Consider the following 16,012-nt stretch of genomic DNA (forward strand, 5'->3'; position numbering starts at 1 on the left):
ATTCATGTGTGTGGAGTTCTCGCTTTCCTTTCCAGCCTATGCCCCAGCACTGAAAGTTCGCGGATAGGCTGGATCACGATGATCCAGACGATTGACCTTCGCGGTCGCACCCTCAGCCCGGCCGAACTCCTCGCTGCAGTCCCACGCTCGCTCACCGACGTTTCGGCGGCCATGGATGTCGCAGCCGAATTGATCGAGGACGTCCGCGCGCGCGGGGGCGCGGCACTCTACGACCAGGCCGAGCGCCTCGATCGTGTGCGCCCCGACCACATCAGAGTTCCCGCCTCACATCTTACGGAGGCGTTGGCCCAACTCACCCCTGAGGTTCGCTCGGCCATTGACGAGACCATTCGGCGCGTGCGCCGGGCCAGCGAAGCGCAGGTTCCACCGCTTCGCACAACGACGATCGCCGACGGTGCCCGAATCACCCAGCGTTGGCAGCCGATCGACCGGGTCGGGCTCTACGTTCCCGGCGGCAAGGCCGTCTACCCGTCAAGCGTCGTGATGAACGTCGTTCCCGCGCAGGTCGCCGGGGTCGCACACATTGCCTTGGCCTCACCGCCGCAGAGCCACTTCGGTGGGCGCGTGCACCCCACAATTCTGGCCGTCGCAGCGCTCCTGGGAGTCGACGAGGTCTACGCCATGGGTGGCGCCGGCGCTGTCGGGGCATTTGCCTACGGGGTCGCCGACCTGGGGCTCGACCCGGTGCAGCTGGTGACAGGCCCCGGCAATGTCTATGTGGCGGCGGCGAAGCGTCTGGTGCGCGGTCAGACCGGCATCGACGCAGAGGCCGGCCCCACTGACATCCTCGTCATCGCCGACTCGGGAGCGAATCCCGAATTTGTCGCGGCCGATCTGGTGAGCCAGGCTGAACACGATGAGTTGGCCGCCGCCGTACTCGTGACCGACTCGGTGGCACTCGCCCAGAACGTCGAGGCCCGATTGCGTGAATTGGCCGCCTCGACGACGCACTCCGAGCGCGTCACGGCCGCTCTGTCTGGCCCCCAGTCGGCCCTCGTGCTCGTCGACGACTTGGCGGCCGCGGCAGCGTTCAGCAACGCGTTCGGGCCGGAACACCTCGAGATTCAGACCGGCGATACGGATGCCGTACTCGCGAACATCCGCAATGCCGGCGCGATCTTCGTCGGGCCGCACTCGCCAGTGAGCCTGGGCGACTACTCGGCCGGGTCGAATCACGTGCTGCCGACCGGCGGCCAATCACGATTCTCGTCGGGGCTCGGCGCCTACACGTTCCTGCGTCCGCAGCAGGTCGTGCACTACGACAAGAACGCTCTGCGCGAGGTCGCCGGCAATATCGCCGCGCTGTCAGACGCCGAAGCATTGCCGGCCCACGGCGACGCGGTGCGCGCGAGGTTCGCGGGGGAGTAGCGGCCCACGCTAGGCTGGGATCACGATGTTCTGCCCGTTCTGCCGCCACCCGGACTCCCGAGTCATCGACTCACGTACCAGCGACGACGGTCTTTCGATCCGCCGCCGCCGTCAATGCCCGGAGTGCGGACGGCGCTTTTCGACAACCGAGACCGCGAGTTTGAACATCATCAAGCGCAGCGGTGCCGTCGAACCGTTCAGCCGCGAGAAGATCGTCTCGGGCGTGCGCAAGGCCTGCCAGGGCCGTCCGGTGACCGACTCTGACCTGGCCGTTCTGGCGCAGAAGGTCGAAGAGACGATTCGGCAGACGGGTGCATCGCAGATCGACGCGAACGACATCGGGCTGGCGATTCTGCCGCCGCTGCGCGAGCTCGACACGGTCGCCTACCTGCGCTTTGCCAGCGTCTACCAAGCCTTCGAATCTCTCGACGACTTCGAGAGCGCCATCAGTCAATTGCGTGCCGACAGCGCAGAGCGGTAACCGCCCCCACATGTATCGACTCTTCTTCTCGCTCGTGCTCAGCAAACTTGATCCCGAGCGTGCACACCACCTCGCCTTCACGGTCATTCGGGCACTGCCCACACTGGGCTTCGGGCGTCTGGTCCACCGGTTCACCCGCCCGCGCACCGATCAGAGCGTGGAGACGTTGGGCCTGCGATTCGAGTCGCCCTTTGGTGTGGCCGCCGGCTTCGACAAAGACGGCGAAGCCGTCATCGGGCTGGGCCAGCTCGGATTCGGGCACGTCGAAGTCGGAACTCTCACCGCCGTTCCGCAGCCGGGCAACCCCACGCCGCGTCTGTTTCGCCTGATCGCAGACCGAGCGGTCATCAACCGGATGGGCTTCAACAACGGCGGAGCCGCGGCAGCGACCGGTCGGCTGGAGCGCGTGCGTTCGATCGCGGGGCGCCCGGTTCTCGGCATCAATATCGGCAAGAGCCGCGTCGTCGATGTCGAGAATGCCACGGCCGACTACCTGGTGAGCACGCGAGCCCTGGCTCCCCTCGCGGACTACCTCGTCGTCAACGTCAGTTCGCCGAACACCCCGGGACTCCGGGGGCTGCAGGAACTCGACCGTCTCGCCCCGCTGCTGGGCAGCGTCAAAACTGCGGCGGGCACCACGCCGCTCCTGGTGAAGATCGCCCCCGACCTCTCCGATGAGGAGGTGACGCGTATCGCCGAGCTCGTCGTCGACCTGGGCCTGGACGGCATCATCGCCACCAACACCACGTTGTCTCGTGCCAATCTGACGACGGATGCCGCGATCGTCGAGGCAGCGGGCGCCGGCGGTCTCTCAGGCGCGCCGCTCCACGCGCGTTCGCTGGCGGTCTTGCGCCTCATCCGAGCCTCGGTTCCCGCCGATCTGTGCGTGATTTCGGTCGGGGGTGTCGAGACGGCCGAGCACGTCGCGGAACGCCTCGCGGCGGGTGCCACGCTGGTGCAGGGCTACACGGCATTTCTGTACCGCGGCCCCCTGTGGGCTCGCGAAATCAATCGCGGGCTCGATCGTCTATCGCGCGACTGAGCTCAGCCCGCGCACATCACTAGAGCAGGCCGTGTGCGGCGAACTGGTCGGCCAGGCTTGATCCGTCCGGCCCGTAAAACCATGGCGCATCCGGTGTTCCCTGCGCGGTATCTTTTGACCGGCCACCGGCGAGTACGGCCTGGCCGGGCGACAGCTGCCGAATAGCCACAGCGGCCACGCTGCCGGGAAACTCGCGCTGGAACTCGGCATAGATAGCCTCGTCGTGCTGACCGTCGTCGCCGATCAGAATCCATCGAATCTCGGGAAACTCGCCCGCCAAGCGCCGGAGGTTGGCGCTTTTGTGGTCCCGTCCGCTGCGGAACCAGCGGTCGTGAGTGGGGCCCCAGTCGGTGAGCAGAAGGGTTCCTGCCGGATACAGGTTGCGCGAGAGAAACCGGGTGAGGGTCGGAGCGACGTTCCAGGCCCCGGTTGAGAGGTAAATGATGGGGGCCCCGACGTTTTTGACCGCGAGGCGGTCCAACAGCACCGACATCCCGGGGGTGGGAACGCGGGCATGCTCGTCGAGGACAAAGGTGTTCCACGCCGCGAGCAACGGCCGAGGCAGAGTCGTCACCATCACCGTGTCGTCGACATCAGAAATGATGCCGTTGGTCACGATCGGTGCGACGACGAACACCGGAGCCTCGACCGTCACCGAGGAGTCGGTATGCAGTCGGGCGGTGTGGCGTCCGGGGGACAGCTCGATCTGCACCACGGTGTCGACGACGCCACCACGGTCGGCGTGCACACGATGAATGACACCATTGATGTCGATGGTGACTGTGACGTCGCGCAGTGGCACGCTCGTGAAGCTGCGCCAGCCTCGGATGCCCGCCTCGCGGCGTTCCGCACGCCGACGAAACCTGCGAGCCGATTCATATGGCTTGTGCTTCAGCGGCTTGGCGAGTAGAACGCGACAGAGGATGCGCACCCACTGTGTCGTGCCGTAGCCGGCGTAGGGGATCACCGTCGGAAGATGGCCACGGCGACGAGCGAGACGGCCGCGCACCTCATGAAAGCTGTCCTCGATGCGTGCGGCTCGATGAATCAGGTTCGTCGGAGACGTCGCATTCGAGCGATCGGCGGGGGATGGTGGCACCCCTCCAGTGTGTCATGCCTCGCCGAACCGGAGGGGGCGTGCGGCCCCAACCCCCGAACGGGGGGTGAAACGCGTGCTTGGTTGTTCCCCGTAGAATTGAAATTCGATGACCAGGAGGAAACGTGGCATTTAGTGAAATCTTCAGCATGGATGCTGAGACCCAAGATCTCCAAATCCGCGTTGAACCCATTCAACAGCGCAGTGCTGCCCGACTCTCCGCACTTCTTGATGCGGCAGCGGAAATCGTCGACGAGGTCGGTTTCGACCGAATCACGACGGCCATGGTCGCCGAGCGGGCCGGGGCGTCGATCGGGACCGTCTATCGGTATTACCCCGATCGGGTCGCGGTGCTGAACGCGTTGCGCGCCCGTGCCGAGGAACGTTTCCGGCAGCGCGTCGTTCTCGAGCTCGACATCAGCGAGCCGGAGACCTGGTGGGACGCCGTCGATTGCGCTGTTTCGGCAGTCATCGACCTGTACCGTTCCGAGCCGGGTTTTCGGATCGTGCGTTTCGTTGACCGCGAGCAGAGCACGCGCGCAGACGACGGCGGCGACTTCTTTGCCCGGCGTCTGGCGACGGTTCTGAGCGAGGAGTTCGGCCTTCCGGGGGGACCCGAGTTGATCTTCCGTCTCGAAGTGGCGGTTGAAATGGCTGACGGCATCATCGCCCGGGCCTTCTACGACAACCCGAAGGGTGACGAGCGCTACCTCGACGAGTGTCGACGGATCCTGCACGACTACCTGGTGAGTCACTACGGTCCGAGCGCGCGTGTGCCGAGCCGCGATAGCGAGAGCTACCTTTCGCAGCTCGTGGAGTAGCGGCTATTCCGGCAATCTTTTTTGCAACGGGCTCCGAACAATGGTTGGGTTAACCCCTGGCACGTGTTGATCCGACCCCATTCGAGGAATGAGCCACAGATGATCGAATTTTGCGCGGTATCCAAGCAGTTCCCCGACGGCACCCGGGCGGTTGAGAACTTCAGCCTCGTGTTGCCCACCCAAAAGACGACGGTGCTGGTCGGTTCCTCGGGCTCCGGAAAGACCACCCTGCTGCGCATGATCAACCGGATGGTCGACCCCACCAGCGGGCGGGTCGAGATCGACGGCGTCGATATCGCGACCCGGCAACCGGTGAAGCTGCGCCGCGGGATTGGCTACGTCATGCAGAACTCGGGCCTGCTTCCACACCGCACTGTGCTCGACAACGTGGCCACCGTGCCACTTTTGCGGGGGGTGCCGAAGAAGAAGGCTCGGGCGGATGCACTCGCGATGCTCGACACGGTGGGCCTCGATCGTTCCCTGGCGAATCGCTACCCCAGCCAACTCTCCGGCGGTCAACAGCAACGTGTGGGTGTTGCTCGCGGGCTCGCCGTCGACCCCAACATTCTGCTCATGGACGAGCCGTTCGGAGCCGTCGACCCGATTGTGCGATCCGAGCTTCAACAGGAGCTGATCCGCCTGCAGCGCGAGCTCGACAAGACCGTCGTCTTCGTGACCCATGACATTGAGGAAGCCTTTTTGCTCGGCGATCAGGTGGTGATCCTCGAAAAGGGGGGAATGATCGCTCAAGTTGGTTCCCCGGCGGAGATTCTTGCGAATCCCGCCTCCGACTTCGTCGCGACTTTCGTGGGTGCCGACCGCGGAAAACGAGCGCTGCATGCTGAAACAAGCCACGGTGGCACCGTTCTCGTTGACACGCACGGTCGGCTCGCCGGGGTGCTCGTTGAAACTCCGCCGGAGCGTGCCTCCGGCGAGGAGCCGCGGTGACCTGGGTTCTGGAGAACCTGGGGTATATCGGGGCGTTGACCCTGGAACACCTGGTGCAGTGCGTTCCGGCGATCGTGTTCAGCTTCGTGTTGGCGCTTCCGTTGGGGTGGCTCGCGAATCGTTATCGACCGACGCGCGGCTTGATCCTCACCGCCGGTGGTCTTCTCTATGCCATTCCCTCGTTTCCGCTGTTCATTGTGTTGCCGCTCATCATCGGGGTCGAAGTGCGCTCTCCGATCAACTTGATCGTGGCGCTGACCATCTTCGGCGTCGCACTGATGCTGCGCGTTGTGGCGGACGGCCTGGCCTCGGTCGACGCTGATGTGCGCCAATCCGCTGCGGCCGTCGGCTTTTCGGGGTGGAGTGCATTCTGGCGCGTCGAGCTCCCGCTGGCGGGCCCGGTGCTTCTAGCCGGCCTGCGGGTCGTAGCGGTCAGCACCGTGAGCCTGGCCACGGTCGGCGCGATCATCGGTGTGCAGAATCTCGGCAGCTTGTTCACCGATGGCTTTCAGCGCAGCATTCAATCTGAGATCATCGCGGGAATCGTGATCACTGTCGTCATCGCCCTCGTGCTCGATGGGCTTCTCGTTGCTGCGGGACGTGTGCTGATGCCCTGGTCGCATGCGGTCACCCGGCGCGCGGATGCGAACGCATGAACTACCTGCTTGAAGCGGTGCAGTGGATCCTCGACCCCGCACACTACAGCGGGTTCAACGCCATCCCGGTGCGGGTGGTGCAGCACCTGGAGTTCACGGCGTTCACCCTGGTTTTCGCGTCGATCATCGCCATTCCGATTGGCTATCTGATCGGCCACACCGGCCGGGGGCGGTCCCTCGCCGTGCTGATGTCGGGCGGGCTGCGAGCGATCCCCACGCTCGGCCTCCTCACGCTGGTGGCGCTCTGGGTCGGGATCGGCGTCGGCGCCCCGTACGTGGCCCTGACCATTCTGGCGATACCGCCACTGTTGGCAGGCGCCTATGCCGGGTTCGAAGCGATCGATCGGCGCACGATCGATGCAGCACGGGCCGTCGGAATGTCGGAGTGGCAGATCGTGCGTTCGGTCGAAGTTCCGCTGGGACTTCCCCTGTTGATCGGGGGCCTGCGTTCGGCCTGCCTGCAGGTCGTCGCAACGGCGACCTTGGCCGCCTATGTGGCGGATGTCGGACTCGGCCGGATCATCTTCACCGGACAGTCCGCCAACGACTACCCGGTCATGCTGGCCGGATCGATTCTGGTGATCCTGCTCGCGCTGCTCCTCGAGGGCGTGTTCGCACTTGTGCAGAGACTTGTTGTTCCACGCGGCGTCATCCGGGGCCGTGCCGCAACAGTTCGAACGAGGTCAATCCGGCCTCGCTCGATGATGGGGTTGCCCATCGATGAAGGGAAAATCAATGTTTCGAACATATAAGGGCCGGCTCGCGCTCATCAGCGTGGTCGCGGTCGGGGCGGCTGTCGCCCTCTCAGGGTGCTCAACTGGTAGTCCTCTGAGCAGCGGATCCTCCGGTACGAGTTCAGGCGACACACTCGTCGTGGGGTCGCAGGACTACTACTCCAACGAGATCGTCGCGGAGATTTATGCGCAGGCGCTCGAAGCCAAGGGCTTCACCGTGCAGCGTGATTTCAGAATCGGCCAGCGCGAGGTCTACCTGCCCGAGATCGAACAGGGCAAGATCGATGTCTTCCCCGAGTACACCGGAGACCTTCTGCAGGCGCTTGACCCGAAGGCCGTGAGTGGCTCCACCGATGAGGTCTACGCCGCACTGCAGAAGGCGATTCCCAGCAACCTGCGGGCTCTCGATCAGGCCGGGGCCAGCGACGGAAACACGTGGACGGTGACGAAGGCCTTCGCTGACAGCTACAACCTCACCGATATCGCCTCGTTGACCAACGTGACGGAGCCGATCCAGGTTGGTGGCAACTCCGAATTGGCCACCCGGCCCTACGGCACCACGGCGCTGGAAGAAAAATATGGCGTCAAGATCGCCGGTTTCATCCCCGTCGAAGACGGTGGTGGCCCCCTCACGGTGAAGGCGCTGGAAGACAATCAGATTCAACTCACCAACATTTACACCGCCAGCCCGGCCTGGGCCTCAGGCAAACTCGTCGCATTGACCGACCCTGATCACCTGTTCTTCCCCTCGAATGTCGTGCCAATTGTGTCCAAGAAGGTCGACGACACGGCGGCGACCGTGCTCAACGACATCAGCGCCAAGCTTTCCGAGAAGGAATTGGTGAGCCTGAACGACCAGAGCGTCAACGAACAGAAGTCTGCAGCAGTTCTGGCGACGGCTTGGTTGAAGCACAACGGGCTCGGCTAACCGCACCCGAGCACTCGCGGTCAGGCTGCCAGCAGCAGGGCGGTGGGTACCGCGAGCAGCGAGAGCGAGACGAGCACCACGCTGACCCGCGCCGCCAGGGGGAGCGGCGCGGGTGGGGCCAGGAGACGATTGACTCGGGGCATGACGAGATCGAACGGATGCTCGGCATCCGCGGTGTCGGTCGTCGTCCCGTTCGCGTTGTTACTCGCGGCGATCCCGCCGGACTCACCCGCCGTGCCCACGAGTGCGATCGCACGGGCGAGGGTGCGATCGTTGACCGCGCGCCGGGCCTGATCGTCGGCGAGCATCTCGACCAGCAGGGCCACCGCCTTCTCCGCCCGATTCGCGATCGGGAACCAGGGCAGGGCACTGTTCCAGGACTTGAACGCCAGCAGCACCATGTGGTGCTGTTGCGAGAGATGCGCCTTCTCGTGCGCAATGACGGCACGCAGCTCGTCGGGTTCGAGGAGGGTCAGGAGCCCGCCGGAGAGCACCGTGATCGAACGCATCGCACCGGGCAGGCAGTAGGCGACAGGTGCGGCGTGGTCGAGCACGCGGGTGCCGGGGCGGCCGTGGAGCGGCTCGCTGAGCAAATCGACCAGGTTATGGTGCCGGCGCCGTTGCCGTTCCGCACGCACGAAGGTGAGCACGAGGTTCAGCAGCAGGTGTGCCCCTAAAAAGAACGCGCCGCAGAGTGCGAAGACGTGGATGAAGTTCACGCCGGGTGGGAGCGTTTCCTGCAGGATGCTGGTGCTCAACGCCGTCAGAGCGCTGGTCAAGGTCTGCCCGAATGGGATCAGGCCCCAGGTGAGCATGGCGCCGATCATCGACAGTCCGCCGGCCAACGCGATCGCTTGCCAGAGCACCAAAGCGAGCGCGGGGGAGCGCGATGGCCAGCTGGCGCGCGAGAGCAGAATGGGAACCGGCGCCGCGAGTGCGACGGCGAGGAGCGCGAGAATCCAGGCGGCAAGCAGCACGAGACGTGGACGTGTGAGGCGTCGGCGTTAGGTGCGCGCCGGCACGCCGCCGAGAAGTTCGCGCAGGGTCTCCGCCTCGGCGGGACTCACCGCCCCGATGAACCGGGCCAGAGCGGCCTCGCGGTCGGGGGCGGAACCGAGTACCTCGTGCATAAGCTCAGCCGTGTGCTCGGCCCGCGAGGTGACGGCGTGATACACGTGCGGGCGTCGCGCACGGTCGCGTGTGACGAAGCCCTTCGCCTCCAGGCGTGACAGCACGGTCAGCACCGTGGTCGTGGCGAGTTCCTTCTTTGTCGCCGCGGCCGGGTCGATCAGGTGCTCGCGCAGATCGTTGGCGGAGAGCGCCATCTTGGTGTCCCAGAGGACATCCATCATCGACCGTTCCAATTCACCCAAGCGTGCCATGCCCTCAGTCTACAGCGTCGGACGTGTACTTTCTACACCGCGTAGAAGTGTATTGTTCTACGTGGCGTAGAAAACCCTGCATGAAGATTCGAGCGAAAGGCTCACGATGGACTGGCTGGATCCGTTACTGCTCTCACGATGGCAATTTGGTTTGACCACGGTCTACCACTTCCTCTTCGTTCCGTTGACGATTGGAATGGTCGTCACCGTGGCGATCTACCAGACGGCGTGGTACCGCACCGGCAAGCCCATCTATCTGCAATTGACCCACTTTTTCGGCAAGATCTTCCTGATCAACTTCGCCATCGGCGTTGCGACGGGAATCGTGCAGGAATTCCAGTTCGGCATGAACTGGTCGGACTATTCCCGGTTCGTCGGTGACGTCTTCGGCGCCCCACTCGCGTTCGAGGGCATCGTGGCGTTCTTCCTGGAAGCCACCTTCATCGGCCTCTGGATCTTCGGCTGGGACAAGTTGCCCAAGGGCCTGCACCTCGCCACGATCTGGATCACCGCGGCGGGCAGTATCGCCTCGGCCTACTTCATCATTGCGGCGAACGCGTTCATGCAAAATCCGGTTGCCTTCCAGATGAACCCGGAGAAGGGCAGAGCCGAACTCACCAGCATCGGTGAACTTCTCACCAACCCCATTGCATTGGCGGCCTTCCCGCATACGCTCTTCGCCTGCTTCATGGTGTCGTCCGGCCTCATCATCTCGGTTGCGGCGTGGCACCTCTACCGCAACCAGCACCTCGAGACCATGCGGCCGGCTCTGAAGCTCGGGCTCTGGATGATGGTGATCTCCGGCATTCTGACCACCCTGATGGGCGACCAGCTCAGCTTGGCCATGGTCGACGCGCAGCCCATGAAGATGGCCGCCGCCGAGGCGCTCTATCACACGGCAACCGGTGCAAACGCGTCGTTCTCGATCTTCACCCTCGGCACTCCCGACGGCGTGAGCGAGTTGTTCTCAATTCGTGTTCCGTATCTGCTCTCGCTGCTCTCGACGCACAGTTTCGACGGCACCGTCGAAGGCATCAACAACCTTCAAGCGCAGTACGTGCAGTTGTACGGCCCCGGCGACTACACGCCGATCATCTGGGTCACCTACTGGTCATTCCGCTGGATGATCGCGCTCGGCCTGCTGCATGTCTTCATCGCCGTCGTCGGCCTGTGGGTCACCCGCAAGGGGCGTTCGCCGAAGAGCCGCTGGGTCTGGAAGGTCGCGATCTGGAGCTTCCCGCTCTCGCTCGGCGCCATGATCGTCGGCTGGGTCTTCACTGAGATGGGGCGGCAACCCTGGTTGGTCTTCGGCCTGCTGAAAACCGCGGATGGCGTCTCACCCGGCGTCAGCGGGCTCGAAGTGCTGATCTCACTGGTCGCCTTCACCCTGATCTACGGTGTGTTGGCCGTGGTCGAGTTCAAGCTCATCATTCGTGCCGTGCAGAAGGGGCCGGATCCGCTTCCGGAACCCCACCCCGAATCCGGCGAGCTGGCACCCCGTGCCACGGTCTACTAGGAGCAGCTGATGGATCTCTCAACTCTGTGGTTCTGGCTCATTGCCGCCCTCTTCGTCGGATATTTCGTGCTCGACGGCTTCGACTTCGGCGTGGGCATGTCCCTGCCGTTCCTCGCCAAAGACGACACCGATCGACGCGTGATGATCAATACGATCGGCCCGGTCTGGGATCTCAACGAGACCTGGTTGATCGTTGCTGGCGCTGCGCTGTTCGCCGCCTTCCCCGAGTGGTACGCCACGATGTTCAGCGGGTTCTACCTGGCTCTGCTGTTGATTCTGCTCGCCTTGATCGCCCGTGGCGTGTCGTTCGAATACCGACACCAACGCCCGGAATCCCGCTGGAAAGCCTGGTTCGACGGCATGATCATCGTCGGTTCGGCCGTGCCGGCACTCCTCTGGGGTGTGGCATTCGCCAACGTCGTGCGCGGTGTTCCACTCGATGCCGACCACAACTACATCGGAACCTTCTTCGATCTGCTGAATCCGTATGCTCTGCTGGGCGGCGTCACGACCCTGCTGCTGTTCTTCACCCACGGTGCGCTCTTCCTGGCGTTGAAGGCGGACGGAGACATTCGAGTGCGTGCGCGCCGGCTCGCCATCAAATCGGGTGTCATCACGATCCTTGTCGCGGCCAGCTTCCTGGTCTGGACCACGTTTGCGTACGGCAGCATCGCATCCGCTCTGCTGTCAGCGGGGGCTGCTGTGGCGCTGATCGTCTCGTTCCTCGCCAACCTGCGCGGCAAGGAAGGCTGGGCGTTCGCTCTGATGGCCGCAACCATTGCGCTGGCCGTGCTGTCGCTGTTCGCCTCACTGATTCCCGATGTGATGCCGGCCAGTAACGACGTCGCGAACAGCCTGACGATTGCGAATGCCTCCTCCTCGCCGTATACGCTCACGGTGATGAGCTGGACCGCACTCATCGCGATGCCGCTGATCCTCGCCTACCAGGGCTGGACCTACTGGGTGTTCCGTAAGCGCGTGACCCGTTCTCACATTGAGGCTGCGGCACACTAGAACCATGCGTCCACTCGATCCACGCCTTCTGCGTTACGCCTCAGCCGCCCGCTGGTTCTTTGCAGCATCCGGTGCCCTGAGCGTGGCGCAGACGGGCGTGGTCATCGCGTTCTCCTGGTTACTGAGCCAATCGATTGTGCGTGCCATTGCGGGCGATCCTCTGGCTGAGCTGGCGCCGACTGTGGGCGCATTGGCGGCCGTCATCATCGTGCGGGCGATCCTCATCTGGCTGCAGGATGGCGTCGCCGAGCGTGGTGCCGCAGCGGTGAAGAGCCAGCTGCGTGCCCAGGTGCTTGACACCGTCGCCCGGCGCGGGCCCGACTGGCTCGCCGGCCAGCAGAACACGCGCATCGCCACCCTGATCACGTCGGGGCTCGACGCACTCGACAACTATTTCGCCCGGTATCTGCCGCAATTGCTGCTCAGTGCGATTGCAACCCCCATTTTGCTTCTCGTCGTCTTTCTGAACGACCTTCCCAGTGGCATCATCATCGTTATCGTGTTGCCGCTCATCCCCGTGTTCATGATCTTGATCGGCTGGGCGACCCAGACCGTGCAGCGTCAGCAGTGGGAGGCCCTGCAGCGCCTCGGTGCGGGCTTCCTCGACCTGGTCGGCGGCATGGGAACGCTGAAAATCTTTGGCCGTGAGCGCCGGCAGGGCGCGCGCCTGCGCACGATCACCGAGGACTACCGGCAGCGCACGATGAAGGTGCTTCGAGTGACCTTCCTCAGTGGGTTTGTTTTGGAACTTGCCGGCAGCCTCTCGGTCGCCCTCGTCGCAGTGACGATCGGGCTGCGCCTCATTGACGGCTCCCTGACCCTCGCGATCGGCCTGTTCGTGTTGCTGCTGACCCCGGAGGTGTTCCTGCCCATTCGCCAGGTCGGCGCACAGTTCCACGCGGCGGCTGATGGTCTGGCCGCGGCCGAGGGTGTGTTCGAGATTATTGAAGAGAAGGATGCTCGCTCCGCGTCAGTTCTGCCCCGGGGAGCCTCCGCAGCCACCGAGGCGGGAATGCTCAGCTTCAGCAACCTCACCGTTCATCGCGGCGAGCGTGAAACGGTGAGCGCGTTCTCTGCGCGCTTCGAGCCCGGTGTGCTCAGCGTAATTTCCGGGCCCAGCGGTGCCGGAAAATCGACTGTTGTCACCGCCTTGCACGGCCACCTCGACTACGACGGCGAGATCGCACTCGGTGGCGAGACGCTGACCCGCGGAACGGCGCGATCCTGGCTCGCCTGGGCCGGGCAGCGTCCGGGGCTCTTCGCCGGCAGCATCGAAGACAACCTGTCGCTGGGCGACGCAACGCGCGATCCCGCGTTCGCAGCGACCGCACTCGCCTGGGCCGGGGCGTCCGACCTCGACCCGGCCACCGTGCTCGGGGTCGGTGGCGAGGGGCTCTCCGGCGGCCAGGCGCAGCGGGTGGCCGTGGCCCGGGCGTTCTATCGGGCGCTGGCCCACGACTGTGCGGTCGTCGTGCTGGATGAACCGAGCTCGGCCCTCGACTCTGAGGCAGAGAGCGCCTTGATCGCCGGGGCGCGTGCACTGGCGGAAACGGGGCGAATCGTGATCGTGATCAGCCACCGTCCCGCGTTCATCGCCGCCGCCGACCACCTGATCCGGATGCGCGAGATCGCCCATGTCTAACCCCAGTCAGACCATCCTTCGCCTCGCTCAGCCGCCGGCCCGCCGTTTTGTTCCGGGGCTGGCCGCCGGTGTGCTGAGTGCCGTCAGCGCCGTGGCGCTGCTCGCCTGTTCTGCCTGGCTGATCACCCGGGCGGCCGAAATGCCGCCCATTCTCTACCTCAACATGGCCGTCGTCGGGGTGCGAGCCTTCGCTCTGGGTCGTTCGGCGTTCCGCTATCTGGAGCGGTTGCTCAGCCATGATGCCGCCTTCCGACAGCTCACTCCGCTGCGGGTGGGCATGCTGGAGCGGATCATCCCGCTCGCACCGGCCGGCCTGGCGTCGACCGGACGGGGTGATCTGCTGGCCCGACTGGTGCGTGATGTCGATGACCTGCAGGACCTGCCGCTACGGGTCGTGCAACCGCTCGTGACCGCGGGAATCGTCGCCGTGCTCAGCGTCATCGGCGTGTGCACGGTGATGCCGGCAGCCGGTCTTGCTCTCGCCGTCTGCCTCGTGCTCGGCGCGGTGCTCGGCACGGTGATTTCCGGGCTGGTCGCCGCCTCGTCTGAGCGCTCGATCGCTCCCTTGCGGGGAGCCTTGACGAATGAGGTGCTTGAGGTCGTTGAAAACCTCGACGTGCTGGTCGCTTTCGGCGCGCTCGAGACACGCCTGTCGGGGCTGGCCGACGCCGACGATCGGTTGCGACGGGCGTCGGCACGCCGAGCCTTCGGCGTGGGCATCCAGGCGGCGTTGATGTCGCTGTTCGCCGGAGCGGCGACTGTCGCGGCTCTCGTCGTCGGGATTCCCCTGCTCGGTGGTGGGGCAGAGGGCAGCGGGATCAACGGGCCCGCCCTCGCCGTGATTGTGTTGGTTCCCCTGGCCGTCTTTGAGGTCTTCGCGGCGATTCCGGCGGCGCTTGGCGTCTGGCGGCAGGTGCGTTCGAGCGCCACCCGGGTGGCTGAGGCGGTACCCGAGACGGTGCCGGCGGAGATCCCGGTCGACGTGGCGGCAGCATCCGCAGCCGTCCTTCCCGACCTCGCGGCGGGCACCGCTCCGCTGATCGAGCTGCGTGGGCTGTCGGCGCGGTGGCCCGGTCACACCGAGCCGGCTGTCTCGGGGATCAACCTGACGCTCGCACCGGGCGACCGGGTTCATCTGGCCGGTCGAAGCGGCTCCGGCAAGACCACGATTGCCCACGCGCTCGTGCGGTTTCTCGACTACACCGGCTCGTACCGTGTCGGCGGGGTTGAGGCACACGAGCTGACGCAGCAGGATGTGCGCCGCGTCGTGGGGCTGTGCGAACAGACGCCCTGGCTTTTCGACGACAGCATCCGACAGAACCTGCTCTTTGCTCGGGAGACGGCGACCGATGACGAACTGCTCGCCGTGCTCGACCGGGTCGGGCTGGGGGAGTGGACCGCTTCGCACGGCGGGCTGGAGGCACCGGTCGGGCAGCGTGGAGCGCTCGTCTCGGGTGGCCAGGCGCAGCGCATCGCGCTGGCCCGTGCGATTTTGGCTGACTTCCCGGTGTTCGTGGTCGACGAACCCACGGCCAACGTCGACACCGAGCTCGCCGACCGGCTCGTGCGCGATATTTTGCAGGCGGCCGGAGAAGACCGTGCGGTTCTACTCATTTCCCACACGCCCGTGCCGGCCGAACTGATCACCGCTCGTCTCGACGTCTCACGGGTTTAGGAGGGGGACTCGTCGTCGGTGCTCATGTGACGGGCTTCGACGCGATGGAGCCATCTCTTCGCTACAAAGACGAGGACACTGAACGCGGCGATGATGCCCACGAAGATGTAGCCGGCGAAGTGCAGTTGCTCGGAAAGCTCGCGATAGCTGCCCGCCGCCGCGGCCCCGACGCCCACGTAGGCCAGCGCCCAGATCACGCAGGCGGGAATGGTCCACGCCATGAACGTTCGGTAGCGCATGGTGCTCATGCCGACGGTGAGCGGAACAAGAGAATGAAGCACCGGCAGAAAACGGGAGAGAAACACGGCAACGCCGCCACGTTTCTTGAGGTAGGCCTCGGTAGAAGCCCAGCGTTTCTCCCCAAGTCGGCGTCCCAGTCGGCTGCGTCGGATGCGTGGGCCGAAGTAGCGTCCGAGAGCGAAACCGATGCTCTCGCCCAACAGTGATCCGGTGATAATCGCGACCACGAGTGCGACGAACTGTGCCGGCCCCTGAACCGCGGTGGAAGCGACGATCACGATCGTGTCACCGGGAACGATGAGGCCGACAAGAACCGACGTTTCCAGCATCATGCCGATGCCGGCCAGAAGCGTGCGAATGGCCGGGTCGACGGTGGAGACGGCGTCGAGGATCCAGGTCAGGATGTCGTTCATCAGGCTTAGCCTAGGCTGCAGAACTCGACGCAGCA

16 protein-coding genes are annotated in these 16,012 nt (G+C 64.8%); 12 read left to right on the forward strand and 4 right to left on the reverse strand.

Annotation, left to right across the window (positions count from 1 at the left end):
* The first annotated feature begins 78 nt into the window (after positions 1-78).
* From hisD to HNR05_RS03065, 3 genes are read left to right on the forward strand one after another with little or no spacing between them, the layout of a single operon-like run.
* On the forward strand, positions 79-1,389 hold the full coding sequence (hisD, locus tag HNR05_RS03055; RefSeq protein WP_179577687.1) for a histidinol dehydrogenase: 1,311 nt from the start codon (positions 79-81) through the stop codon (positions 1,387-1,389).
* A gap of 25 nt (positions 1,390-1,414) precedes the next feature.
* Complete coding sequence (nrdR, locus tag HNR05_RS03060) at positions 1,415-1,870, forward strand: transcriptional regulator NrdR (protein ID WP_179577688.1); 456 nt, start codon at positions 1,415-1,417, stop codon at positions 1,868-1,870.
* A gap of 10 nt (positions 1,871-1,880) precedes the next feature.
* Positions 1,881-2,912: a quinone-dependent dihydroorotate dehydrogenase gene (locus tag HNR05_RS03065; RefSeq protein WP_179577689.1), complete on the forward strand. Its 1,032-nt coding sequence runs from the start codon at positions 1,881-1,883 to the stop codon at positions 2,910-2,912.
* 19 nt (positions 2,913-2,931) lie between these two features.
* On the opposite strand, the gene HNR05_RS03070 is transcribed toward HNR05_RS03065, so the two are convergent.
* Entirely contained in the window at positions 2,932-4,011 is a 1,080-nt protein-coding gene (locus tag HNR05_RS03070) for an App1 family protein phosphatidate phosphatase (protein WP_343062439.1), read from the reverse strand.
* Positions 4,012-4,133: 122 nt separating this feature from the next.
* On the opposite strand from HNR05_RS03070, the gene HNR05_RS03075 reads away from it, so the two are divergent.
* The 5 genes from HNR05_RS03075 to HNR05_RS03095 all read left to right on the forward strand — a co-directional run bounded on the left by HNR05_RS03075 (position 4,134) and on the right by HNR05_RS03095 (position 8,095).
* Positions 4,134-4,829, forward strand: a complete 696-nt coding sequence (locus HNR05_RS03075) for a TetR/AcrR family transcriptional regulator (RefSeq protein ID WP_343062440.1) — start codon at positions 4,134-4,136, stop codon at positions 4,827-4,829.
* Positions 4,830-4,928: 99 nt separating this feature from the next.
* Positions 4,929-5,777 carry an ABC transporter ATP-binding protein gene (locus tag HNR05_RS03080; RefSeq protein ID WP_179577690.1) on the forward strand — a complete coding sequence of 283 codons (849 nt, stop codon included), beginning with the start codon at positions 4,929-4,931 and terminating at the stop codon, positions 5,775-5,777.
* Positions 5,774-6,433, forward strand: coding sequence for an ABC transporter permease subunit (locus HNR05_RS03085; protein ID WP_179577691.1), 660 nt, complete (start codon positions 5,774-5,776; stop codon positions 6,431-6,433). Before HNR05_RS03080 ends, HNR05_RS03085 begins: the two co-directional genes overlap by 4 nt.
* Positions 6,430-7,185, forward strand: coding sequence for an ABC transporter permease (locus HNR05_RS03090; RefSeq protein ID WP_179577692.1), 756 nt, complete (start codon positions 6,430-6,432; stop codon positions 7,183-7,185). Before HNR05_RS03085 ends, HNR05_RS03090 begins: the two co-directional genes overlap by 4 nt.
* Positions 7,169-8,095, forward strand: a complete 927-nt coding sequence (locus tag HNR05_RS03095) for an ABC transporter substrate-binding protein (RefSeq protein ID WP_179577693.1) — start codon at positions 7,169-7,171, stop codon at positions 8,093-8,095. Before HNR05_RS03090 ends, HNR05_RS03095 begins: the two co-directional genes overlap by 17 nt.
* A gap of 20 nt (positions 8,096-8,115) precedes the next feature.
* Here HNR05_RS03095 and HNR05_RS03100 read toward each other — a convergent pair whose 3' ends face one another.
* Together HNR05_RS03100 and HNR05_RS03105 are read right to left on the reverse strand one after the other, a co-directional pair.
* The gene (locus tag HNR05_RS03100) at positions 8,116-9,072 is read right to left on the reverse strand and encodes a M48 family metalloprotease (protein ID WP_179577694.1); all 957 of its coding nucleotides are present in this window, start codon (positions 9,070-9,072) and stop codon (positions 8,116-8,118) included.
* Positions 9,073-9,099: 27 nt separating this feature from the next.
* The gene (locus tag HNR05_RS03105; RefSeq protein WP_179577695.1) at positions 9,100-9,477 is read right to left on the reverse strand and encodes a BlaI/MecI/CopY family transcriptional regulator; all 378 of its coding nucleotides are present in this window, start codon (positions 9,475-9,477) and stop codon (positions 9,100-9,102) included.
* Positions 9,478-9,583: 106 nt separating this feature from the next.
* Here HNR05_RS03105 and HNR05_RS03110 point away from each other — a divergent pair, with 106 nt between their 5' ends.
* From HNR05_RS03110 to cydC, 4 genes are read left to right on the forward strand one after another with little or no spacing between them, the layout of a single operon-like run.
* Positions 9,584-10,993 (forward strand): cytochrome ubiquinol oxidase subunit I, encoded by a 1,410-nt coding sequence (locus HNR05_RS03110; protein WP_179577696.1) that lies wholly within the window; start codon positions 9,584-9,586, stop codon positions 10,991-10,993.
* A 9-nt stretch (positions 10,994-11,002) separates the two neighbouring features.
* Positions 11,003-12,007, forward strand: a complete 1,005-nt coding sequence (gene cydB / locus HNR05_RS03115) for a cytochrome d ubiquinol oxidase subunit II (RefSeq protein ID WP_179577697.1) — start codon at positions 11,003-11,005, stop codon at positions 12,005-12,007.
* A 4-nt stretch (positions 12,008-12,011) separates the two neighbouring features.
* Complete coding sequence (gene cydD / locus HNR05_RS03120; protein ID WP_179577698.1) at positions 12,012-13,649, forward strand: thiol reductant ABC exporter subunit CydD; 1,638 nt, start codon at positions 12,012-12,014, stop codon at positions 13,647-13,649.
* Complete coding sequence (gene cydC, locus HNR05_RS03125; protein ID WP_179577699.1) at positions 13,642-15,324, forward strand: thiol reductant ABC exporter subunit CydC; 1,683 nt, start codon at positions 13,642-13,644, stop codon at positions 15,322-15,324. The genes cydD and cydC overlap by 8 nt, the downstream gene beginning before the upstream one ends.
* Here the strand turns inward: cydC and HNR05_RS03130 are convergent.
* A complete protein-coding gene (locus HNR05_RS03130; RefSeq protein ID WP_179577700.1) occupies positions 15,321-15,977 on the reverse strand; it encodes a DedA family protein in 657 nt (218 codons plus the stop codon). The two genes, cydC and HNR05_RS03130, sit on opposite strands and share 4 nt — an antisense overlap.
* Positions 15,978-16,012 lie beyond the last annotated feature (35 nt).

The organism is Leifsonia psychrotolerans (assembly GCF_013410665.1).
Classification (GTDB): Bacteria; Actinomycetota; Actinomycetes; order Actinomycetales; family Microbacteriaceae; genus Cryobacterium; species Cryobacterium psychrotolerans_A.